Source organism: Lederbergia lenta NBRC 16444, from assembly GCF_001591545.1.
GTDB lineage: Bacteria > Bacillota > Bacilli > Bacillales > Bacillaceae_C > Lederbergia > Lederbergia lenta.
The window spans coordinates 141,906-165,399 of record NZ_BCVC01000002.1; the positions used below are offsets into that span (position 1 = coordinate 141,906).

Below are 23,494 nucleotides of genomic sequence, written 5' to 3' on the forward strand. Positions count from 1 at the left end.
AGTTGATTGAAGCGGCTCCGAGGGGATTAAGCGGCTCACCGCACGCCCTTCCGGAAGCGGAAATCAACGACGATCTACTCTTACATTGTGATAATTTACTCAGTAAAAAGATAGGAGAGAAAACCACTTGCCTACAGGTAAGAAAGCGCCTGCCTAGAGTACAAATCAACGAAAATTAACATTTAAGCATAATATCATCTTCAGTGTTAAGAGAACTGGGGAGTACCTGTTTTTTAAGCTCCAAAGTTATAGATAACTCTATTTTTTGTGGAGATGCTATAATATAAGGAAGTAGCTCGAAATTTGATGTCGTTGCGTCTAGTAATTTGGTTAGGAGGGATGAATGATGTCAGATAATGAATGGTGTAAAGTGTTAATTGTCGATGACGAGGTCCTTATTAGACAAGGGATTAAATATTATGTGAACTGGGAAGAAGAAGGATTTCAAATTGTAGGTGAGGCAGCAAATGGTAGTGAAGCATTGGAGTTGATCGAAAAGACGCAACCTCATATCGTGATCACTGATATTGTAATGCCGATAATGGATGGAGAAGATTTAACGAAGATTATTAGAAAAGATTATCCAGATATACAAGTGATTGTATTGAGTAGTTTTAGCGATTTTGAATATGTGCGTTCTACATTTCAAAGTGGTGTGACTGACTATATTCTCAAGCCGAAATTAGAAGGAGCGGAGCTTTTAAAAGCTTTAAAAAAGGCCGCTAATAAGCTTACAGGGTTCCAAGTCCTTCATAAATCATATGATGATAATTTGTCTCCAATTGATCATATTCTCGCTACTATTATGTCAGGATTTAGTGAAGATATTGACGAGGATATAATCAAGGACACCTTTCGAGAGAAATATTATAGTATCCTTGGGATCAGTATGACACATAAAGAGGATACTAATGGACAGATGGTGAAGGATCATGTGGAGCAAGCATTAAACATACACTTTGGAGATATTGCGATCTATCCCCTTATGAAGGAGGATTATGATCTGGCTTATATTTTGAATTTTAAATTAAACAAGCTTCCAATTATTCGTCGTAATATGAAAGAACTATCCACTAGTTTATCTGGGACGATTAAAGGAATAAGTTTGAGTGAGCCGTACAACGCCATTAAAGATACAAACAAAAAATATCAAGAAAGTATATCGACGCTAAAGAATTGCCGATTTTATTTTCCAGATAAATCTGTTTTTATTTATGATGAATTGCCAGCCGCTCCAGCTTTAAAAGAAACCTTTAATTTAAATCGTTTTATCGAGGTTTTTAAACGTGGTGAATTTAATGAATCCTTTCATTATTTAAATGGTTATGTCGATTATTTATCACATCAGTTTACAAAGGACGTTCATGAATTCAAATCATTTATCGGTAATATCATATTCAATATTACAGTGCTTTTAGGAAATCTGCATTATGATAATAAACAATTGGATAAAGAAAAATACCAATATTTCACGTCAATTAATGAAGCAGTGGATATACATGAAACTGTTGGTTACTTACATTCATTTTTAGAGGAAGTAAATGAAGTCATTATATCAAAAATGAATGATAAGAGTGATACGAATATACAAAAATTACTCGACTATATTGATCAACACTATGCTGAGCCGCTCAATTTAACAGAAATGGCCAACCATTTCCACTTTAATCCTTCTTATTTATCTTCTTATTTCAGTACACATCATAGTGTCGGGTTTAATGAATATTTAAATAGGGTTAGGATTGAGAAAGCCAAGGATTGTTTACGGAGTGGAAAAATTTCCATTTCAGAAATTAGCGGTATGATTGGTTATTCTGATCATAGCTATTTTTGTAAAGTATTTAAAAAGATGACAGGGATGTCACCAAGCAGCTATAGAAAAAGCTTTATTTAGGAAATGAGAAAAGCGATGACGAAATTTTTAGGGCAATTTAAAAGTAATGGTTTATTTTTTAAAATGTTTATCGTAATGGTTGTTAGTATTATTTCAGTTTCCGTACTTATTACTTATAACACGATTAGGATGTCAGAAAAACTATTCATGGAAACATTTAGTATTACGAACTATAAAGTATTAAGTCAAATTAAAACAAGTTTTGAAACCTTCAGCTTTTCAATTGTAAGGGCAGCTAATAATGTGCAACAAAGTGGAACGGTTCGAAAATTTTTAACAGCTGATGATACAGATTCCATGTCAGTAATGAAAAATTATTATGATATTATTCAGCAAATGAAGGGTTTGTCTTCACCTGTTGATGAATATGAGGTCAATATGGTGATCACGGGTTTAAATGGACGTGCCTATTCAACCAATTATTATTATTGGCCAACCTCTGAGGAAGATCTGAAAACTGATCCGATTACGTTAAACACACTAGAAGAACCGAATCGATTATTATACCAATATGATCCTGCTGACGAAATGAAAAATTATCCGTCCATTGTTATCTCAAAAGCTTTAGTTGATAGATCAACTCAGAATCATTATGGTGTATTATATATCTCCATTCGAGAAAGCGATTTTAAACAATTTTATAGTAATTATACGAGTGAAGGTAATGATGTTATTCTGCTCAATCCGTCGGGTACGGTTGTGTCGAGTAATAGAGAAGATTTACTTGGTATAGAAAATAATCGATTACTTGAACATGCCAAGGAAATTGAGGAAATGAATCTCGATTATAAGGATATAGAAGTATTTGGTAAAAGTCATGTGATGATCGCTGAATATTTACCAACTTACGGAATGTATCTCGTCAATTTAATTGATCGAGAGTCAGTGACAAACAATATTGTTGATACGAAAGCGATTGTAATGATTAGTATCTTTATTGTATCTGTAGCTTTGTTGATTGTTTACTTTATTTCACGTAGATTAACAAAGTCATTGACAATGCTTGTACAGGAAATCTCTAATATGGCAAAATATAATTTCGGACAATATGTCACCGTAAAAGGAAGCTATGAGACAAAGGAATTAGCGAATGCTTTCAATTATATGCTAGATGAGCTTCATGATTATGTAGAACAATTAGTCGAAACGCAAAAAAAACAGCGAAATGCAGAATTAGCAGCACTTCAGCAGCAAATCAATCCACACTTTCTATATAATACATTAACATCTGTTAAGATTATGGTTCAGCAAGGGAATAAAGAGAAATCAGCAAATACAATTCATGCTTTAATTTCTTTGTTGCAAAATTCAATCGGTAATGTAAGTGAAACAGTTACGGTAGAAGAAGAATTAGAGATGATGAAAAATTATATATATATTAATCAAGTGCGTTACGGAGACCGAATCAAAGTAAATTACTTCATATCACCTGATTGTTTACCATATCAACTTCCTAAACTTATCTTACAACCTTTTATAGAAAATGCATTTTTCCATGGATTTAATAGGAAATACGAAGGTTATATCCATATTCTCATTGCAGAAAAAGATAATAAATTGATATGTGAGGTAATCGATAATGGGGACGGAATGGAAGTAAATGCAAGTAAGGAAATTCAAAGTCATAAAAATAAGCGCCATCTCTTCAGTGGGATTGGTATTCGCAATGTTGATGAGCGTATAAAATTATTGTACGGTGAAGAATTTGGTATTGAGATACTAAGTGAAGTAGGTGAGGGAACGCGAATCATTATTCAACTCCCACTCATTACAGATAGAAATAATGCAAAAATCTAAAAATAATACAAATGTCTAAGGTTGTCGAAATATGATGGATAAAATCCAAAACAAACTGCAAATACATTCTAAAGATCGTGCTAACGGTCTTCTTTTTTTTTATGATAACCTTTACATATGGAGCAAACGCTTCCAATATCCAAGGGGGTTAACCACATGAAAAAAATAATGTTATTACTTGTAACAAGTATTTTATTACTTGCAGCATGTTCATCAGGTTCCAAAGACGGAGCTGATAGCAGTGATAGTGAAAGCAATGCGATTACAGCTTGGGCATGGGATCCAAAATTCAATATTGCAGCATTAGAACTTGCTGAAAAGTCTTATACAGATGATGCTGAATTTGATCTTAATATTATTGAAAGCGCACAACCTGATATCGTTCAAAAATTAAATACAGGTCTTAGCTCTGGTACGATGAACGGAATGCCGAATATTGTACTGATTGAAGACTACCGTGCACAAAGCTTTTTACAAGCTTACCCAGATGCATTTTTCGAATTAAGCGATTACTTTAATGCGGGTGATTTTGCAGAGTATAAAATTGCACCGACAAGCTTTGATGGAAAACAATACGGCTTACCTTTTGATACAGGTGTAACCGGTTTATATGTCAGAACGGATATTATTGAAGAAGCAGGCTATACGTTGGAAGATTTAACAAATATTAGCTGGGATCAACTAATTGAAATCGGTAAAGACATTAAAGAAAAAACAGGTACGAACATTATAACTCTTGATCCTAATGATCTTGGTACAATCCGTATGATGGTTCAATCTGCAGGAGAATGGTATTTGAAAGAAGATGGTGTAACACCTAATATTGCTGGAAATGAAGCATTAAAAGATGCTTTCCGTGTGTATAAGACCATGCTAGATGAAGATATTGTAAAACCTACATCTGACTGGAGTCAAATGGTTGGTTCCTTCAACAATGGCGAAGTTGCAATGATTGCACAAGGTAACTGGATTACTCCAAGTGTAAAGGCAGAAGAATCTCAAGCTGGAAAATGGGGAGTCGTTCCTACTCCAAGTTTAACTGTTGAAGGGGCAACAAATGCTTCTAACTTAGGAGGAAGTTCTTTCTACGTATTAAATGTTCCAGGTAAAGAAAAGGCAGCAGAATTCCTTGGAAAAACTTTTGGTTCAAATGTAGACTTCTATCAAAAACTTGTTACTGAAGTAGGTGCACTTGGTACTTACGTTCCAGCTACTGAAGGTGAAGCATATCAAAGTAGTGACGAATACTTCGATGGTCAAAATGTTGTAGCAGATTTCTCTAAGTGGATGGATGAGATTCCAGGTGTGAACTATGGAATGCATACGTACGCAATCGAAGATATTTTAGTTGCTGAAATGCAAAATTATTTAGGTGGTAAAGATATTGACGAAGTTCTAAATAATGCTCAACAGCAAGCTGAAGCACAATTAAAATAAGCAACATAAATAAAGCCTTGGATAGCAGCTGTCCTCTTAGTAGGAAAATTGCTCCAAGGCTTTCTTGCAAAAAGAGATGTATAGGCTTTCTCTAAATATATCAACTTTCTATTATGTAAGGAGTGAAGATCGTGAATCATAAGTTGAGGAGTAATGCGAGCGGTTGGGCGTTTGTATTAATTGCGACTGTTTTTATCGCCATATTTTCTTTTTATCCAATGATCCAAGCGTTTCTCCTGTCATTTCAATCAGGAATGGGAAACAATTTAAAATATGTTGGGCTTGATAATTATATTCGTTTATTTAGTGACCCGACATTCATTGCGGCAATCAAGAATACATTCATTTATTTAATTATACAAGTACCGATCATGATTATACTTGCATTAATCATATCTGTATTACTGAATAGTAAGACGCTAAAATTTAAAGGCTTCTTTCGAACAGCGATTTTTCTACCAGCTGTAACATCACTTGTAGCATATTCTATTATATTTAAATACTTATTCGCAGGAGACGGTATTATTAACCAGCTCTTGATGAATCTTTCACTAATTTCAGCACCTATCCAATGGTTAACAGATCCATTTTGGGCGAAAATAACGATCATTATTGCGATCACATGGCGTTGGACAGGCTATAATATGATTTTCTATTTGTCAGGTCTGCAAAATGTGGATGAATCCATTTATGAAGCAGCGAAAATCGATGGAGCAAACGCATTTCAAATATTTACAAAGATCACGATTCCTGTTTTAAAACCAATCATCCTATTCACTTCCATCACATCAACAATTGGAACACTACAAATCTTTGACGAGATCATGAATATTACAAAAGGTGGACCAGGTAATGCAACAACGTCTATTTCTCAGTATATTTATAATTTATCTTTTAAATATACTCCTGACTTTGGATATGCTGCCGCAGTGTCCTTTGTCATTGTAATATTAATTATCATCTTCTCGGCACTACAATTTAAACTGGCAGGTGATCGAAATTGAGTAAGCTTAAATCGATTTTCGGCTATCTTTTCTTATCAGTAGCTGCGCTCATTTCCATTTTTCCATTTTTATGGATGATTATTAGTTCTACAAATAAATCTGTAGATGTAACAAAAGGTCGCTTACTTCCAGGTAATCAATTCTTTGAAAACCTTTCAAATTTATTTGGTACAGTTAATATGGGAACGGCATTGTGGAATTCAGCAGTAATTGCGATTGTTACAACCATTCTTGCATTGTTTATTTCATCTTTAGCAGGATATGGATTTGAAATTTATCGTAGCAAAAAGAAAGACTTAGTCTTTACTATTTTATTATTATCTATGATGATACCGTTTGCAGCATTAATGGTTCCGTTGTATCGTATGTTTGGGGGCATTTCTCAAACAGCACCATTTATCGGAATTGATACTTTAGCAGCAGCGTTTTTACCAACGATTACAACTGCCTTTCTGATTTTTCTTTTCAGACAAAACACGAAAATGTTTGCAAAGGAACTAGTTGAAGCAGGACGAATTGATGGGCTAGGGGAGTTAGGAATTTTCTTTAGAATCTTCTTACCTTCTATGAAAACGACTTATGCAGCAGCAGCTATTATTACATTCATGAATAGTTGGAATAACTATTTATGGCCGCTCGTTGTCTTACAATCACCTGAAAGACAAACGATACCATTGCTTATTTCTAATCTAGGCGCAGGATATTCTCCAGATTATGGTGTAATTATGACGGCAATTGTCATTGCGACATTACCAACAGCATTAGTGTTCTTCATCATGCAAAAACATTTTGTTGCAGGTATGACTGGATCGGTGAAATAAGGTACAGACAAGTAAGTTTCTTATAATATTATGTGAAAAAGAGGGATGAAGATGTTTAGTAAACTGAAGAAATTTGAGTACACTCCACCAAAAAACGGATATCCTGAGTGGAATAATAACCCTGAAATTTTTCAATTAAATAGGCATGAGGCGCATGCTACATTAATGCCCTATCATACAGTGGAGGAAGCATTAAAAGGTAAACGTGAGGCTTCTAAAAATTATCAATCATTGAATGGTCAATGGAAATTTTCATTCTCTGAAACTCCTGATACACGAAACTTTGAATTTTTCAAAGCGGATTTTGATTATAGTAAATGGGATGAAATTAAAGTTCCAGCCCATTGGCAATTAGAAGGTTATGATTATCCTCAATACACGAATGTGAGATATCCTTGGATTGATACAGAAGAGCTTGAAGCACCTTTTGCACCAACAAAATATAATCCAGTCGGACAATATATTACAACGTTCAAAGTTTCTGATTCATGGAAGAACCAACCGGTATATATTAGCTTGCAAGGTGTTGAATCTGCCTTTTATATTTGGCTAAACGGAGAGCTTGTTGGCTATAGTGAAGATACATTTACACCCGCTGAATTTGATTTAACACCATATTTAATAGATGGTGAAAACAAACTTGCAGTAGAAGTATATCGTTGGAGTGATGCGAGCTGGCTTGAGGATCAAGACTTTTGGCGTTTGAGTGGAATCTTTAGGGATGTCTATCTATACTCGACTCCACTCACGCATGTTCAAGACTTTTTCGTAAATACAGAGCTTGATGAAGATTATCGAAATGCAGAACTGAAGATCGATGCGAAAGTAACGAATTATTTAGCTGAAAAAAATAATGGGGTTACATTTGAAGCAATGCTTTTTGATGAAAATCAGCAAGAGGTATTAGAAACCCCTCTCACAGTAAAAGTAGAGATTTCTGAACAAAAGAAGAAAGATATTCATACATCTGTGTTAGTTGAAAACCCACGTAAATGGAGTGCGGAGCATCCTAATCTATACACACTTGTAATCAGCTTGAAAGGCGAGAATGGTAATTTAATAGAAACACTTAGCTGTAAAGTTGGATTCCGCAAGTTTGAACTCAAAGATGGTTTAATGAAAATAAATGGGGAGCGTATCGTATTTAAAGGAACAAATCGCCATGAATTCAATGCTGATAAAGGACGAGCGATTGATCATGAAGATATGGTTCACGATATTATTCTAATGAAACAAAATAATATTAATTCAGTTCGTACATCGCATTATCCAAATAATCCTTATTTATATGAATTATGTGATGAATATGGGCTCTATGTTATTGATGAAAACAACTTAGAAACACATGGAACATGGAAGTATGGCCAGAAAGAGCTTGAAAATGCGATTCCTGGAAGTAAGCCTGAATGGACGGAGAATGTATTAGATCGTTGTAATTCCATGTTCCAACGCGATAAAAACCATCCATCAATCATCATTTGGTCACTTGGTAATGAATCATTCGGCGGCGATAACTTCCTGAAAATGCACCAGTTCTTTAAAGATGTTGACCCATCACGCTTAGTGCATTATGAAGGAGTATTCCATTATCGTCCATCGGAAGCTGCATCTGATATGGAGAGCACGATGTATGTTTCCCCTGAAAACGTAGAGAAGTATGCATTAGAAGCAGAGACAGCTGAAAAACAAGCAAAGCCATATATCATTTGTGAGTACTCTCATGCGATGGGAAATTCTAATGGTAACCTTTATAAATATACTGAGCTCTTCGATAAATATCCGATTCTTCAAGGTGCATTTATTTGGGATTGGCGTGATCAAGCAATTCGTACGAAAACCGAAGATGGAATTGAATTTTTAGCATATGGCGGAGATTTCGGCGAGTCCCCACATGATGGAAACTTCTCTGGAAATGGATTGATTTTTGCTGATGGTACACCTACACCAAAGCTTTTGGAAGTGAAAAGATGCTATCAAAATGTTGAATTCACCGCTGTAGATCTTGAAAAAGGGATCATTAGCATCTGGAATAAGAATTTATTTACGAATGTAAGTGAATACGAGTTACGTTATGAGATAACAGTAGATGGTAAAAGTGTTAAAGTGGGTCAAGCAGAATTAAATATAGAGCCACTTACTACTGGCAAAGTTCATCTCGACTATGTACTAACTGATATTGAAGCAAAGGGAGAACTTATTCTCACAGTAAGTCTTCATTTAAAAGATGCTACTACTTGGGCAGAACAAGGACATGAAATTGCTTATGATCAATTCATCCTTCGTGAAGGCGTAATTGGAAATGATAAAGTGAAGCTAGGTGAATTAAATGTGAATGATCAATCTGAAGAGTTAATCGTTTCTACAGAACAAATTTCGGTTCGTTTTAATAAACAAACCGGTGATTTAGTATCTTACAAAGTATCAGGAGTAGAATTGTTGAAATCTCCACTCATTCCGAACTATTGGAGAGCAATGATTGATAATGATATAGGTAGTGGGCTTAATGAGCGTAGTGCAGCTTGGAGAGAAGCAGGTGCGAAGCGGAAACTGGAATCATTTCATGTAGAATCAAAAAATGATCAAGTGAACGTCACTGTGAACTATCTGCTGCCAACTGTAAATGGATCTAAAACAGAAATCCGTTATACAATTAGTGGGAACGGAGAAATTACAGTAGCATCCAAGTTGACACCGGGTGCAGATCTTCCGGAAATTCCTGAGGTTGGTGTGCTGTTTACGATGGATCAACCATTTGAAAACCTTGAATGGTATGGCAGAGGACCACATGAAAATTATATTGATAAGAAAAAGAGTGCTAAGATTGGTCTTCATAATGGAAAAGTTAAAGATCAATATGTTCCTTATTTAAAACCACAAGAATGTGGAAATAAGACAGATGTGAGATGGGCTACTGTAACAAACAACGAAGGGGTAGGACTAAAAATTACTGGACTACCTACAGTCGAAGTAAATGTTCTTCCATATACACCGTCCGAACTTGAAGAAGCTAGCCATTTCTATAAATTACCGGTTAGTAACCAATCTGTTGTACGGGTGAACTTCAGACAAATGGGTGTTGGTGGAGATGATAGTTGGAGTCAAAAAACACATCCTGAATTCACGATTTATGCAGATCAAGAATATATTTACTCATTTACATTAGCGCCAATCAGTAAATAAATACTATGATGAAGTGATAGCTGATACAAAATAGCTATCACTTTTTTTATTATTTTATTTCACTTAAAAAAACTTTGTTTAATCGATAGACAAAGTTTAGCTGCATGTGCTATACTAATTTCAAAAGGTGGCGTTCTTCAATAATTAGTAAACGCATTCATCTAATAAACAATACGGAGGTATTAAAATGGCTTACTTTGAAAACGTAAACAAAATTCAGTATGAAGGTGCAAGTTCTAAAAATCCTTTTGCTTTTAAGTATTATAATCCGGGAGAAAAAATAAATGGACAAACAATGGAGGAGCTATTGCGTTTCTCAGTGGCGTATTGGCATACATTCACAGCGGATGGAACAGATCCATTCGGAGTCGGAACAATGCTTCGTCCATGGGATAAATTCCAAGGAATGGATTTAGCAAAAGCACGTGTAGAAGCAGCATTTGAACTATTTGAAAAACTAGATGTTCCATTTTTCTGCTTCCATGATTCTGATATTGCACCTGAAGCTGATACCCTAAAAGGAACATATGAAAATCTTGACGTGATTACTGCAATGATTAAAGATTATATGAAAGATAGCAAAGTGAAATTGCTATGGAATACAGCAAATATGTTCACTCATCCGAGATATGTACATGGCGCTGCTACATCAAGTAACGCAGATGTCTACGCATTTTCTGCTGCAAAAGTAAAGAAAGGTCTAGAAACTGCAAAAGAACTTGGAGCAGAAAACTATGTGTTCTGGGGTGGACGTGAAGGGTATGACACACTTTTAAACACGGACATGAAGTTGGAGCAAGATAATCTAGCGCGCTTCTTCCATATGGCTGTTGATTATGCGAAGGAAATTGGTTTTAATGGCCCGTTCTTGATTGAGCCTAAGCCGAAAGAGCCGACGAAGCATCAATATGACTTTGATGTAGCAACTGGACTTGCGTTCTTGAAAAACTATGGCCTTGAAGAGCACTTTAAATTTAATATCGAAGCGAACCATGCGACATTAGCTGGTCATACATTTGAACATGAGCTAAGAGTTGCTCGAATCAACGGTATGCTAGGATCTGTAGACGCAAACCAAGGTGACACATTACTAGGATGGGATACAGATGAATTCCCAACAGATTTATATTCTACAACTTTAGCAATGTATGAAATCTTGCAAAATGGTGGACTTGGAAAAGGCGGTTTGAACTTTGATGCGAAAGTGCGCCGAGGATCATTTGAGCCAGAAGATTTATTCCATGCTCATATTGCAGGAATGGACAGTTTTGCAATCGGCTTAAAAGTAGCTAATAAACTATTAGAAGATCGTGCGCTGGAAGACTTTATTGCGAAACGCTATAGCAGCTATACGGAAGGGATTGGTCTCGATATCGTCGAAGGTCGTGCCGATTTCCATCAACTTGAAAAATATGCACTGGAATTAGGAGAAATTAAAAACATTTCTGGAAGACAAGAACGTCTACAAGGCATTGTTAACCAGTATTTGCTTGAAACTTTATCAAATCAAGGTAAATAAGTGGAAAATGGGGCTGTCCCAAAATAAAGGCCAAGTATTTCTTACGTGCTTCATGTAAGAATGCCTTATGGGACAGCCTTTTTTCTTATCATCATATCCGAGGGGGAGTAGCAATGAAATATGTTATTGGAGTGGACTTAGGAACGAGTGCAGTGAAAGTTTTACTAGTGAATCAAAATGGTGAGGTGTGCCAAGACGTTTCCAAATCATATCCACTTATCCAAGAAAAGTCGGGTTATAGCGAACAAAATCCTGAGGAGTGGGTGGAAAAGACGGTCCAAGCTCTTGCTGAAATCACAAAAGATTTTGAAGGCAATGTAGAAGATATCGAAGGGATAAGCTTCTCTGGTCAAATGCATGGTCTTGTTCTGCTTGATAAAGAAAATCGAGTGTTAAGAAATGCTATTTTATGGAATGATACGAGGACAACAAAACAATGTCGTAAGATTGAAGAGCAAGTAGGAAAAGATACACTTTTGAAAATCACTAAAAATCCTGCGTTAGAAGGTTTTACATTACCCAAGTTATTATGGGTAAAAGAAAATGAACCAGAAATATATGAAAAGGCTGCAGTATTTCTTCTTCCAAAAGATTATTTGCGATATCGACTGACTGGGCTTATTCATAGTGAATATTCCGATGCGGCAGGTACATTACTGCTTAATGTGGAAGAGAAAAAATGGAGCAAGGAAATGTGCGAGCTTGTAGACATCCGTTTTAATCTCTGCCCACCGCTTATTGCCTCACATGAGCAAACAGGAACAATTACTAACCAAATAGCTACAGAAACAGGTTTAGAGGAATCAGTAAAAGTCTTTGCTGGTGGCGCGGATAATGCTTGTGGTGCTATTGGCTCTGGAATTTTATCTGAAGGAAAAACGATGTGTAGCATCGGTACATCAGGCGTTGTTCTTTCATATGAACAACGCGGCGATCAAGACTTTCAAGGAAAAGTTCATTATTTTAATCATGGAGAAGAAGCTGGATTTTATACAATGGGGGTAACATTAGCCGCGGGATATAGCTTGAGTTGGTTTAAAGATACCTTTGCAACAGATGTAGACTTTGATATTTTATTACAAGATGTGAATGAAGTTCCAATTGGAGCGAATGGCTTATTATACACCCCTTATTTAGCAGGAGAAAGAAGTCCACACGCCGATTCTACTATTCGAGCAAGTTTCATAGGCATCGATGCCTCCCACGAAAGAAAAGACTTTGTTCGCGCAGTACTGGAGGGAATTACGTTTTCTTTAAATGAATCAATTGAGATATTCAAAGAGAATGGAAAAAAAATCGAATCAATTGTCTCGATTGGCGGCGGTGCGAAAAATGAGCATTGGCTACAAATGCAAGCAGATATATTCAACGTAAAAATCGTAAAACTAGCCAGCGAACAAGGCCCAGGAATGGGGGCAGCAATGCTCGCTGCATTCGGAAGCGGCTGGTTTACATCGCTGCAAGCATGCGCTGAAAAATTTGTTCAAGTCGTCGAAACCTACTACCCTAAACAAGAAAATGTCGCTAAATATGAAAAACTATTTCCCATTTATCAAGAGGTGTACGTAAAAACAAAAGAGTTAAATCAACGATTGGTTGAGTTCAGGAGATAGAGGGGCATTTGGGTTAGGTCAAACTACCTAATAAAAAACGAAAAACTTTTCATTCACTTTATTAGTTGTTATAGTTAATATATCAACTGATAAGGTGATGTTAAGATGAATGTGCCGTTGTATAAACAAATTTATAAGAGTATATTGAACCAAATCACTCGTGGAGAGTTAAGCAAGGGGCAAAAAGTTCCTTCAGAACAGGAATTGGCAGAAAAGTTTAAAGTAAGTCGAATTACATCTAAGAAAGCCTTAGATTTATTAGCTCAAAACGAAATTATAGAAAGAGTGCAAGGGAAAGGTTCCTTTGTACTACATTCTGTAGATTTGCCAACAAGTCAATTGAATAGAGCTAATATAGAAAATGAAGGAAATAGGATTCTGAAAATTGGATTAGTTATTACAGATCTTTCGGATAGTTATGGTATTGAATTAATGAAAGCAATAGAGCACAATATCAGTAAAAGTGGGGCGCATATGATTGTCAAGTTCACTCATGAAATGATTGAAAATGAGGAAAAGGCGATTACTGAGCTATTACAAGCAGGAGTGGAAGGGATGATTGTGCTTCCGATTCATGGTGAGCATTATAATCCGAAAATTCTTGAGCTAGTGCTACAAAATTATCCCATTGTTCTTGTTGATCGGTATTTGCGTGGGATTCAAGCGAGTTCAGTTTCCACAAATAATATGAAAGCAGCCAAAGAAGCGACAGAGTATTTAATTTCTTTAGAGCATGAAAAAATTGCTTATATTACTCTCCCTTATGATGGTACCACTGTATTAGAAGATAGAATGAAGGGATTTCAACTTGCTCATACAGAACAAGGTATACCCCTTAATCCTAATTATCTCTTTACGAATAATGCATGCGAATTGGCTTATAAGCCGACAATGAAACATGAATTAAATAAGGAGCTTAATAAAATAAAGCAGTTTATTAAAGAAAATCCAGAGATAACAGCTTTTGTGGTTTGTAGACACTCTTTTGCAGAAATCCTTATTTATGTGCTTGAATCTATGGGGAAAAATGTACCTGAAGATTATTCAATTATTTGTTTTGATTCACCAATCGCTACTATCGACAAGCCACAATTTACGCATATTCATCAAAAGGAAGATAAACTAGGTGAAAAAGCGGTAAAGCTTGTCATTGAACAATTGGCAGGAGATACTGATATTCAAACGGAATTTATTGATTTTGAATTAATAGAGGGAATATCGACAGGGAAAATGAAGAATTTATAATATTCTTCATTTTTTTTATGAAAACAGTTGACATGTTGATATATAGTAATATATTATTCTTGTTATATTGGATATATCAACATCTTGTGTAACTACATAAATAGAAAGTGTAAGCGCTTTAGGGAGGTAGGTAAGAAGTTTCACGTCTGTAAGAATAATAGGGGGTGTAAAAATGAAAAGAAAAGTTGGAAGATTTGGTCAATTGGTGGTCGTTTTAATTCTTACGTTATCTTTATTTCTAGCTGGATGCTCGTCGAAGGAAAAGGCTAGTGGTGGTTCAGATGCAGGTAAGAAAGAAATAACACTGTGGCATGGTAGTACTGGCATTGGCTTAAATGCACTAAAAGTATTAGTGAAAAGTTATGAAGAAAAGAATCCTGATATTAAAGTGAAAATGGTATACACGGAGGCTAGTGAGGGAGCAGACCAAAAGTTGTTAACTGCTGTAGCTGGTGGAAATCCACCTGATGTTGCGACTTTTGATAGATTTAAAGTTGGATCTTGGGCTGCTCAAGGATCACTGACGGATTTAACGGAGATGGCAGCATCAGATGGCATTTCAGAGGAGTTATATTATCCGTATGCATGGGAAGAAGCGAACTATGAGGGGAAATTATACGCTATCCCAACTTCTACAGATTCGCGATTACTCTATTATAATAAAGATCACTTTAAGGAAGTTGGATTAGATCCAGAAAACCCTCCAAAAACAATTGCGGAATTAGAAGCTGCTGCTGAAAAATTAACGATAAAAGAAGGAAAACGATTTAAGAGAATTGGCTTTATCCCATGGTATGGTCAAGGGTGGCTTTATAGTTGGGGCTGGGGATTCGGCGGTGAGTTTTATAATAAAGAAACTGGAGAAGTAACTGCCAATGATCCTAAAATCGTAGAAGCATTACAGTGGATGGTCGACTTTGGTAAAAAGTACAATGTTGAAGATATCTCTGGATTTGAAAGTTCGGCAGGTAGCGACGCAATGGATCCATTTATTGCTGGCCAAATAAGTATGAAAGTAGATGGAAACTGGTCGGTAACAGCTATTGAAAAATTTAAGCCAGATTTAAATTATGGTGTAACTCCTATTCCTACTCCAACCGGGACTGATTTCACAACCTGGTCTGGCGGTGGAGCTGTTATTATTCCAAAGGGTGCCAAAAACGTAGAGGATGCTTGGGACTTCTTGAAATATTATGGTAGTGAAGAAGGGCAAGAAGTTTATTATGGCGAGCTCTCTGGGGATTTTTCTGTTATAGACTCTGTTAACGAAAAATTAGGTCATAAAGATGATCCAATTGGAAAAGAGTTTATCGAAATATTACCGGTATCAAACTCACGTCCTGTTATTACAGAAGGGCAACTGTTATGGAACGAATTAGTTACTGCTGTTGAAAACGCGACTAGAGGTAATGGTACTCCGCAAGAGAACTTAGATAAAGCCACTGAAGCGGTAAATAAAGCACTGCAGAAATAATAACAAATAGGGGAGGGCTAGCCCCCTTCCCATTCAATAGGGAAGGGGTTTCTGAAATTGGCGAAGATAGACAAATCTACTAGTGTCCTAGATGTACCTATCAGCAAAAAAAGAGTATTTACTGCATCCAATCGAGCTGGTTGGCTGTTTGCCTCTCCGTGGATCATAGGCTTGGTTATGTTTTATGCTGTGCCATTAGTATCTTCTATTTACTTTAGTTTTACTAACTATAGCATCTTACAACCCGGTGAATATATCGGTCTCCAAAATTATAAAGAGCTATTTAAAGATGATTTATTTTGGAAGTCTATCTATAATACTATTTATTTTGCTGTATATTTCGTGCCTTTAAGTATTATCTTTGGTGTTGCGCTAGCTATGATCTTAAATATGAAGGTAAAAGGTATGGCGATATATCGGACGATATTTTTTCTCCCGACTCTAGTGCCACATGTTGCTCTGGCAGTTCTTTGGATGTGGCTTTTAAATCCTGGCTTTGGCCTTGTCAATGGCATGTTAGAATTGGTCGGCATACAGGGACCAAACTGGCTTGGTAGTGTGGCGTGGTCAAAACCGTCACTAATATTGATGTCATTATGGGGGATAGGACAAGCTGTTATCATCTATCTTGCTGGGTTAGCTGATATTTCAGATGAATACTATGAAGCAGCAGATGTAGATGGTGCCAATTGGTTTCAAAAAACGATTAATATTACGATTCCATTGCTCACACCTGTTATATTCTTTAACTTAGTCATGGGGGCAATCGGGGCGTTCCAGCAATTTACGTTACCATATACAATGACAGCGGGGCAAGGAACCCCAGCAAACTCACTTACATTTTATGTGATGTATCTATACGATAACGGATTTAAGTTTTTCAAAATGGGCTATGCATCTGCGATGGCTTGGATACTATTTATTATCATTATGGCATTAACAGCCGTAATATTTATGACATCCAAGCGTTGGGTTCATTATCAAGGTGAGTAGAAAGGAGTGTGTTGAATGCAACCTATAGTAAAAAAGAGGTTTAAATTTACAATAGCCCACTTATGTCTCATTATCGCTTCTGCATTCTTTTTAGTTCCGTTTATTTGGATGGTCTCGACCTCATTAAAGCCGATTACACAAATTTTTTCCTATCCACCTGAATGGATACCTAGCCCATTCCAATGGGCGAATTATATAGATGCGATCGAGTATATCCCGTTTTTTACATTCTTGAAAAATACGGTAGTCATTACTGTTTTAAGTACAGTAGGAGTAGCTATTTCATGTCCACTTGTCGCTTATAGTTTTGCGAAGCTAGAGTGGAAGGGCCGTAATGTTTTGTTCGTCATTACTATTGCAGTCATGATGATTCCAGCGCAAGTAACGATGATTCCATTGTTTTTACTATTTAATAAGATTGGATGGGTGGGAACCCCATTACCATTGATTGTTCCAGCATTTTTTGGAGTCCCATTTTTTATCTTTTTGTTGCGTCAGTTTTTCATGGGACTACCAAATACATTACGGGATGCCGCTAAAATTGATGGGGCGGGAGAGTTTAGAATCTATTGGCAGATTATGCTGCCTTTAGCGCAGCCAGCTGTCTTAGCAGTTGCTTTGTTTCAATTTATGAATAGCTGGACAGACTTTATTGGTCCTTTACTGTATTTAACAGACGAAGTTCAATATACTTTATCATTAGGTCTTCAGCAATTTCAAACACAAATGGGTACAGAGTGGGGCTTAATGATGTCTGTCGCTACTATGATGACATTGCCAATTATAGTTATGTTCTTTTTCCTACAAAAAACATTTATAAATGGTATTACATTTAGCGGCATAAAAGGGTAGAATATGAGATGTGTGAAAGCGTATTATCAAAATAACTTATATAGAAGGAGAATGAATCATGACAAAAAAGTTAAAAGTTGCAATTGTAGGTTGTGGAGGAATCGCTAACGGTAAGCATATGCCAAGTCTTAGTAAGGTAGATCAAGTGGAAATGGTTGCTTTTTGTGATATAGAAGTTGAGAAAGCAGAGAAAGCTGCTGCAGAATATGGAAGCGCTGACGCAAAAGTATACGTCGATTATAAACAATTATTAGAAGATACAGAGATTGATATTGTTCATGTATGTACACCTAATATTTCTCATGCGGAAATCTCTATTGCAGCGATGGAAGCTGACAAGCATGTTATGTGTGAAAAGCCGATGGCTATCAATACAGAACAAGCTAAATCAATGGTAGAGGCTGCGAAACGGACAGGCAAAAAATTGACTGTAGGTTATAATAATCGTTTCAGACCTGATAGCCAGTTTTTACATAAGGTGTGTGAACGTGGAGACTTAGGTGAAGTCTATTATGCGAAAGCACATGCGATTCGTAGAAGAGCTGTACCAACATGGGGTGTGTTTTTAGATGAAGAAAAGCAAGGTGGTGGCCCTTTAATCGATATTGGTACACATGCACTTGATTTAACGCTTTGGATGATGAACAACTACAAACCAAAAGCTGTAATGGGTTCTGTAAATCATAAATTAGGGAAAAAGAAAGATGCTGCAAATGCTTGGGGACCGTGGGATCCAGAAAAATTCACAGTGGAAGATTCTGCTTTCGGATTCATCACAATGGAAAATGGTGCAACGATTGTACTTGAATCAAGCTGGGCATTGAATTCCCTTGATGTGGACGAGGCAAAATGTAGCCTGAGTGGAACAGAAGGTGGGGCAGATATGAAAGAAGGTCTTCGCCTTAACGGGGAAGATATGGGGAAACTTTATACAAATAAAGTCGAACTTGGTGCTGGTGGTGTTGCATTTTATGATGGAAAAGTAGAAAACGATTCCGAGTTGGAGGCACGCCTTTGGGTGGAAAGCATTATTAACGACACAGAACCAGTTGTAAAGCCTGAGGAAGCACTTGTTGTTACTCAAATTTTGGAAGCAATTTATGAATCTGCGAAAACAGGAAAAGCTGTTTATTTTAATGAAGAAGCACAATCAAATGTAGGAGAAAAAGGAGCGGTTCTAGTTGATTAAGGTAGCATTATTAAGTAGATGGCATGTACATGCTGATGATTATGCACGAGGTGCAAAAGAAAATGAACAAATATCCATTGAATTAGTATGGGATGAAGATGCAGAACGTGGTAAACAATGGGCAGATGAATTGGGAGTACCTTTTGAACAAGAATTAGAAACTGTACTTGCAAATCCTGAGATTGACGCTGTCATTGTCACAACTCCAACAAATATGCATAAAGAGGTAATGGTTGCCGCGGCTAATCACGGGAAACATATCTTTACAGAGAAGGTATTAGCTTTTTCAACTGAAGATTGTGAAGCAATATATCAAGCGGTAGAAGAGCAGGGCGTTCAATTAATGGTATCTTTGCCTAAATTAACAGATAGCCCATTTGTATATGCAGAAAAGGCATTGCAAGCAGGAAAATTAGGAAAATTAACAACTGTTCGCTGTCGCTTTGCTCATAATGGAGCTGTTGCGCCAGAAGGACAAGCAACTGGTTGGTTGCCAGAACGTTTCTATAACTTGGAGCAGACTGGTGGAGGTGCTTTAATGGATCTTGGCGCACATCCCATTTATTTAACAAATCGTTTAGCAGGGAAGGCAACAGCAGTACAAGCCCGTTTACAAGAGACCAATAATCTTGGTGTAGATGATAATGCCGTAGTATTGGTAGAATACGAATCTGGCGCACTTGGTATCATTGAAACTAGCTTTGTATCGCATGGCAGCCCTTTCCAATTAGAACTTTATGGGACAGAAGGGTCATTGATGATTGAGGAAGGCCGGATCCGCCTGAATAGCCGTCATGGAGAAGAAGAAGTTTCTGCAGAGACGATTACTTCATTGCCAATGCCAATGGAACAATGGGTGCAAGTAATCCAAAATGAAACAACACCATCTATTACTAAAGAAGATGTGTTGCGACTAACAGTGATTAATGAAGCAGCAGCGAAGTCACATCAAGAAAACGCAAGAGTTCAAATAGGTTAATTATACTTTGTAAGAAAACATTAATATAATACAAAAAGAATCATTCTTTCGCTTTGGTTTAGGAATTACACCAAAGCGAAAAGGATGATTCTTTTATTTGGTACATAAATAAGGGAAGAATATATAGTGGATTAATCTTATGTTTGGTGAATAAATGTTAGAGGTTCTATTGGTCTAATTGACAATATTTGAATATAAAACTATGTTAAATTCATATTTGTGAAATGATAGTCAAGTTTTCAATGGTACTAAATGTTAGCGCTTTCCGTAAATGGAGGTGAGGTATTAGCAAAAGCAGTGAAGAGAATGGAAAGTCACCGGTTGTATTTTATATTTAAGTAATTAAAAACTAGTGAGGTGGAAATGTGTCTTTCAAAAAATTAAGTTATCAAGTTATTCTATTACTTATCGTATCTATGTTTGCCATGCCATTGAAGAGCGGAGCATCAGCACCAATATCTTCGTCTTGGTATCCAGAAGATCTCCTCGAATGGAGTTCAGAAAACGATCCAGATGCTATTTATAATCAAAGTACAATCCCATTGGAAAATAAAGAAATACTTTTTCAAATGAATGATCATGCGCAAACAGAGGCCAAGGTTGCTGCACTATCTGCATTAAATCCTCACACGAGCGGTGTCCCCTCACAGGGAGGGAAAGAATTTTTTGCAAACACTTTTAGTTATTGGCAATATGTCGATTTAATGGTGTATTGGGCTGGGTCTGCTGGTGAAGGAATTATTGTACCTCCTAGTGCAGATGTCATTGATGCAGCACATAAAAATGGCGTTCCGATTCTAGGTAATATCTTTTTTCCACCGGCTGTATATGGTGGGAAATTGGATTGGGTGGAACAGATGGTTACTCAAGCTGAGGATGGATCGTTTCCAGCGGCAGACAAACTAATCGAGGTAGCGGAGTTTTATGGATTTGATGGCTGGTTTATTAATCAAGAAACAGAAGGTGGAAATACCGAAACAGCGCTAAAAATAAAGATGTTTATTGATTATTTACAAGCGAATAAGCCCGAAAACATGCAGATCATGTGGTATGATTCCATGATTGATAATGGAAAGATTTCTTGGCAAAATCACTTGACAGACAATAATAAGGACTTCTTTCAACGATCTGATAGTATGTTTTTGAATTTTTGGTGGGAAAATCAGCAAGTATCTGCTAAAAAGGCAAAAGAGATGGGGAGAAGCCCTTATGATCTTTATACAGGTATTGACGTGGAAGCAAAGGGAACAGCAACAAAAATTCCATGGGAAGGGATATTTCCAACTGGGCAAGATGCTTTTACTTCTCTAGGAATTTACCGTCCTGACTGGGCTTTTAAGACTGCATCAAATATGAAAGAGTTCTTCGAAAAAGAGGATCAGTTTTGGGTTGGAGAATCAGGTGACCCAAGTGACACAGTTAATAATGGTGATTGGAAAGGTTTAGCTCATTATTTTACTGCCAAAACAGTTATTAACGAGCTTCCTTTCGTTACAAACTTTAATACGGGAAGCGGAGAAGTATTTGCAATTGAAGGGGAAATAGCATCAGAGCAGGAGTGGAATAACAGAAGTTTGCAAGATATCTTACCTACATGGCGTTGGATAAAGCAAAGTGATGGCACGCCTTTAGATATCAAATTTGATTGGGAAACTGCTTATTATGGCGGAAGCTCATTGGAGATTTTTGGAGATTTAAATAAAAAGAACTCGACAAATTTCAAGCTTTATAAAATGAATGTACCTATTGAAAAACATACTGAAATTGCTCTAACTTATAAAGCAAATAGCGATGAAGCGAATGTAAAAGTAGGCGTAAGCTTTCAAGATAATCCTGACAATTTCACATTTTTCGATGTGAGAAAAAGAAGCCATGGTAAATGGGTAACAGATCAATTGAAGCTTCATAAGCATGAAGGAAAAAGAATTGCTGCTGTTTCCTTATATATAGAAAGTGCAAAAACAATTTCCGATTATACGACTAATATAGGAGAACTGAAGATATATAACAAGCATGAAAATAAAGTTAAGGCCCAATCAATCAAGGATATGACATGGCTTGAACAGAATTTCAAGGATGGCATCTATGCTAATCTCGGATTTACATGGGAAAAGGTAAACGAAGAAATTCGCCATTATGAGATTTATAGAGTGATGGCTGATGGAAGTAGGCAATGGCTAGCTGCTACTCCTAATAATGCATACTATCTTTCGAATTTGAAAAGAAATGGAAACGAGCCACAAACATCATTAGAATTGATAGCGGTAAATGAACATAATCAACGGAGTAAAGCACTCCCGTTCTCATTTGAATGGCCAGCATATCCGAAGCCGATTGCCGATTTTCAAGTAAATAAAACAGTGGCAATGCCAGGGGAAGAAGTGCAATTTCTTAATAAGTCATCGGAAGTGACGGAAGAAGTGGAGTGGCATTTTGAAGGAGGGACACCTGAGTCAAGTGTTGAAAATAATCCTGTTGTCAGTTATGCGGAAGAAGGAACTTATAGTGTTCGCTTAACCGCTAAAAATAGCGAAGGTGAAGATATAGAAACGAAAGAATCGCTTATTACAATCACGGAAGATGCTAAAAATATGATAAATCTTGCTTTAAATAAAGTAGGTTCTGTTAGTGGGCAGTGTGCTGCAAACGAAGGAGCTGCACAAGCTACTGATGGGATAATTACAAATAATAGTAAATGGTGCTTATTAGATAAAAATGCATGGCTTGAGCTCGATCTTGGGGAAATAAAGACGATTTCCAAATTTGTTTTAATGCATGCTGGAGCGGGTGGAGAACCTGCAGTATTAAATACAAAAGCCTATACAATTAAATGGAGCGAAGACGGGATGAATTGGTCTGAAGGTGTCCAGATTACGGACAATACATTATCAACCTCTGAACATTCTATTGCGCCTGCAAAGGCACAGTATATTCGCCTAGATATTCAGCAACCAACACAAGGTGGGGATCAAGCAACTAGAATTTTTGAAATGGAAGTGCATGGTTATTAACAATTTGGCCTTTATCGATAAACATCGATAAAGGTTCTTTTCGTTTTTGGGATAATAACAAAACAATGGGTTAGTGATAACTTTCAAAAAGAAGTTAATTGTTCAACATCGACATAGTGCCTCGGAGCCACAGGGCGTGGGGATCTATATGGCCATCGTCGAGCGACTAGCTTTACAAATTATCGTGTTTCTTTAATCCGGCACTACAGATACCTCAACTAAGAACGCTACATCCTCTGACCCCGGAGAACCCGCATCATACGGAACAGTTTGTACATCGCTAAACGGACGCTTGTGTTTTTATTATGTGCACATAATTTAGAAATAGTGTAAAAAACTTATGCATTGTTTCAGGCTTATTGACTTTACGTTTATAGAAAACTAAGGTAGAGATGCACGGGAAGATAACTTATAGAAATAGGAAATGAAAGCGCATATAAATTAAAAGTAATGTACAGAAAGTTTTGCTATTTATTCAGAAATTTA

General features: G+C 36.6%; 15 protein-coding genes. All 15 read left to right on the forward strand.

Annotated features, from left to right (window positions below):
- Nucleotides 1-343: 343 nt before the first annotated feature.
- The 15 genes from BLE01S_RS10675 to BLE01S_RS10745 all read left to right on the forward strand — a co-directional run bounded on the left by BLE01S_RS10675 (nt 344) and on the right by BLE01S_RS10745 (nt 23,008).
- Nucleotides 344-1,894, forward strand: coding sequence for a response regulator transcription factor (locus BLE01S_RS10675; protein ID WP_231955846.1), 1,551 nt, complete (start codon nt 344-346; stop codon nt 1,892-1,894).
- A gap of 15 nt (nt 1,895-1,909) precedes the next feature.
- Nucleotides 1,910-3,691 (forward strand): sensor histidine kinase, encoded by a 1,782-nt coding sequence (locus BLE01S_RS10680; protein WP_066141396.1) that lies wholly within the window; start codon nt 1,910-1,912, stop codon nt 3,689-3,691.
- Between the two features lie 156 nt (nt 3,692-3,847).
- Nucleotides 3,848-5,128: an ABC transporter substrate-binding protein gene (locus BLE01S_RS10685; protein WP_066141399.1), complete on the forward strand. Its 1,281-nt coding sequence runs from the start codon at nt 3,848-3,850 to the stop codon at nt 5,126-5,128.
- Nucleotides 5,129-5,259: 131 nt separating this feature from the next.
- Nucleotides 5,260-6,132, forward strand: coding sequence for a carbohydrate ABC transporter permease (locus BLE01S_RS10690; RefSeq protein WP_066141401.1), 873 nt, complete (start codon nt 5,260-5,262; stop codon nt 6,130-6,132).
- Nucleotides 6,129-6,953, forward strand: a complete 825-nt coding sequence (locus tag BLE01S_RS10695) for a carbohydrate ABC transporter permease (protein WP_066141403.1) — start codon at nt 6,129-6,131, stop codon at nt 6,951-6,953. The genes BLE01S_RS10690 and BLE01S_RS10695 overlap by 4 nt, the downstream gene beginning before the upstream one ends.
- Before the next feature lie 51 nt (nt 6,954-7,004).
- Nucleotides 7,005-10,133: a beta-galactosidase, LacZ type gene (gene lacZ, locus BLE01S_RS10700; RefSeq protein WP_066141405.1), complete on the forward strand. Its 3,129-nt coding sequence runs from the start codon at nt 7,005-7,007 to the stop codon at nt 10,131-10,133.
- Nucleotides 10,134-10,320: 187 nt separating this feature from the next.
- Nucleotides 10,321-11,652, forward strand: coding sequence for a xylose isomerase (gene xylA, locus BLE01S_RS10705; protein WP_066141408.1), 1,332 nt, complete (start codon nt 10,321-10,323; stop codon nt 11,650-11,652).
- Nucleotides 11,653-11,765: 113 nt separating this feature from the next.
- Nucleotides 11,766-13,265 (forward strand): xylulokinase, encoded by a 1,500-nt coding sequence (xylB, locus tag BLE01S_RS10710; protein WP_066141411.1) that lies wholly within the window; start codon nt 11,766-11,768, stop codon nt 13,263-13,265.
- Between the two features lie 105 nt (nt 13,266-13,370).
- Nucleotides 13,371-14,510, forward strand: a complete 1,140-nt coding sequence (locus tag BLE01S_RS10715) for a GntR family transcriptional regulator (RefSeq protein ID WP_066141414.1) — start codon at nt 13,371-13,373, stop codon at nt 14,508-14,510.
- 172 nt (nt 14,511-14,682) lie between these two features.
- Nucleotides 14,683-15,984 carry an ABC transporter substrate-binding protein gene (locus BLE01S_RS10720; protein WP_066141417.1) on the forward strand — a complete coding sequence of 434 codons (1,302 nt, stop codon included), beginning with the start codon at nt 14,683-14,685 and terminating at the stop codon, nt 15,982-15,984.
- A 57-nt stretch (nt 15,985-16,041) separates the two neighbouring features.
- Nucleotides 16,042-16,977 carry a carbohydrate ABC transporter permease gene (locus tag BLE01S_RS10725; protein WP_082788694.1) on the forward strand — a complete coding sequence of 312 codons (936 nt, stop codon included), beginning with the start codon at nt 16,042-16,044 and terminating at the stop codon, nt 16,975-16,977.
- A 15-nt stretch (nt 16,978-16,992) separates the two neighbouring features.
- On the forward strand, nt 16,993-17,829 hold the full coding sequence (locus tag BLE01S_RS10730) for a carbohydrate ABC transporter permease (RefSeq protein ID WP_066141420.1): 837 nt from the start codon (nt 16,993-16,995) through the stop codon (nt 17,827-17,829).
- 58 nt (nt 17,830-17,887) lie between these two features.
- Nucleotides 17,888-19,018 (forward strand): Gfo/Idh/MocA family protein, encoded by a 1,131-nt coding sequence (locus BLE01S_RS10735; protein ID WP_066141425.1) that lies wholly within the window; start codon nt 17,888-17,890, stop codon nt 19,016-19,018.
- A complete protein-coding gene (locus BLE01S_RS10740) occupies nt 19,011-19,997 on the forward strand; it encodes a Gfo/Idh/MocA family protein (RefSeq protein WP_066141428.1) in 987 nt (328 codons plus the stop codon). The genes BLE01S_RS10735 and BLE01S_RS10740 overlap by 8 nt, the downstream gene beginning before the upstream one ends.
- Nucleotides 19,998-20,362: 365 nt before the next feature.
- A complete protein-coding gene (locus BLE01S_RS10745) occupies nt 20,363-23,008 on the forward strand; it encodes an endo-beta-N-acetylglucosaminidase (protein WP_231955845.1) in 2,646 nt (881 codons plus the stop codon).
- Nucleotides 23,009-23,494 lie beyond the last annotated feature (486 nt).

What these genes read in the sequence shown, in the direction of transcription:
- BLE01S_RS10675 (WP_231955846.1), top strand. Translation starts at nt 344, where the DNA reads ATGATGTCAGATAATGAATGGTGTAAAGTGTTAATTGTCGATGACGAG.
- BLE01S_RS10680 (WP_066141396.1), top strand. Translation starts at nt 1,910, where the DNA reads ATGACGAAATTTTTAGGGCAATTTAAAAGTAATGGTTTATTTTTTAAA.
- BLE01S_RS10685 (WP_066141399.1), top strand. Translation starts at nt 3,848, where the DNA reads ATGAAAAAAATAATGTTATTACTTGTAACAAGTATTTTATTACTTGCA.
- lacZ (WP_066141405.1), top strand. Translation starts at nt 7,005, where the DNA reads ATGTTTAGTAAACTGAAGAAATTTGAGTACACTCCACCAAAAAACGGA.
- xylA (WP_066141408.1), top strand. Translation starts at nt 10,321, where the DNA reads ATGGCTTACTTTGAAAACGTAAACAAAATTCAGTATGAAGGTGCAAGT.
- xylB (WP_066141411.1), top strand. Translation starts at nt 11,766, where the DNA reads ATGAAATATGTTATTGGAGTGGACTTAGGAACGAGTGCAGTGAAAGTT.
- BLE01S_RS10715 (WP_066141414.1), top strand. Translation starts at nt 13,371, where the DNA reads ATGAATGTGCCGTTGTATAAACAAATTTATAAGAGTATATTGAACCAA.
- BLE01S_RS10720 (WP_066141417.1), top strand. Translation starts at nt 14,683, where the DNA reads ATGAAAAGAAAAGTTGGAAGATTTGGTCAATTGGTGGTCGTTTTAATT.
- BLE01S_RS10730 (WP_066141420.1), top strand. Translation starts at nt 16,993, where the DNA reads ATGCAACCTATAGTAAAAAAGAGGTTTAAATTTACAATAGCCCACTTA.
- BLE01S_RS10735 (WP_066141425.1), top strand. Translation starts at nt 17,888, where the DNA reads ATGACAAAAAAGTTAAAAGTTGCAATTGTAGGTTGTGGAGGAATCGCT.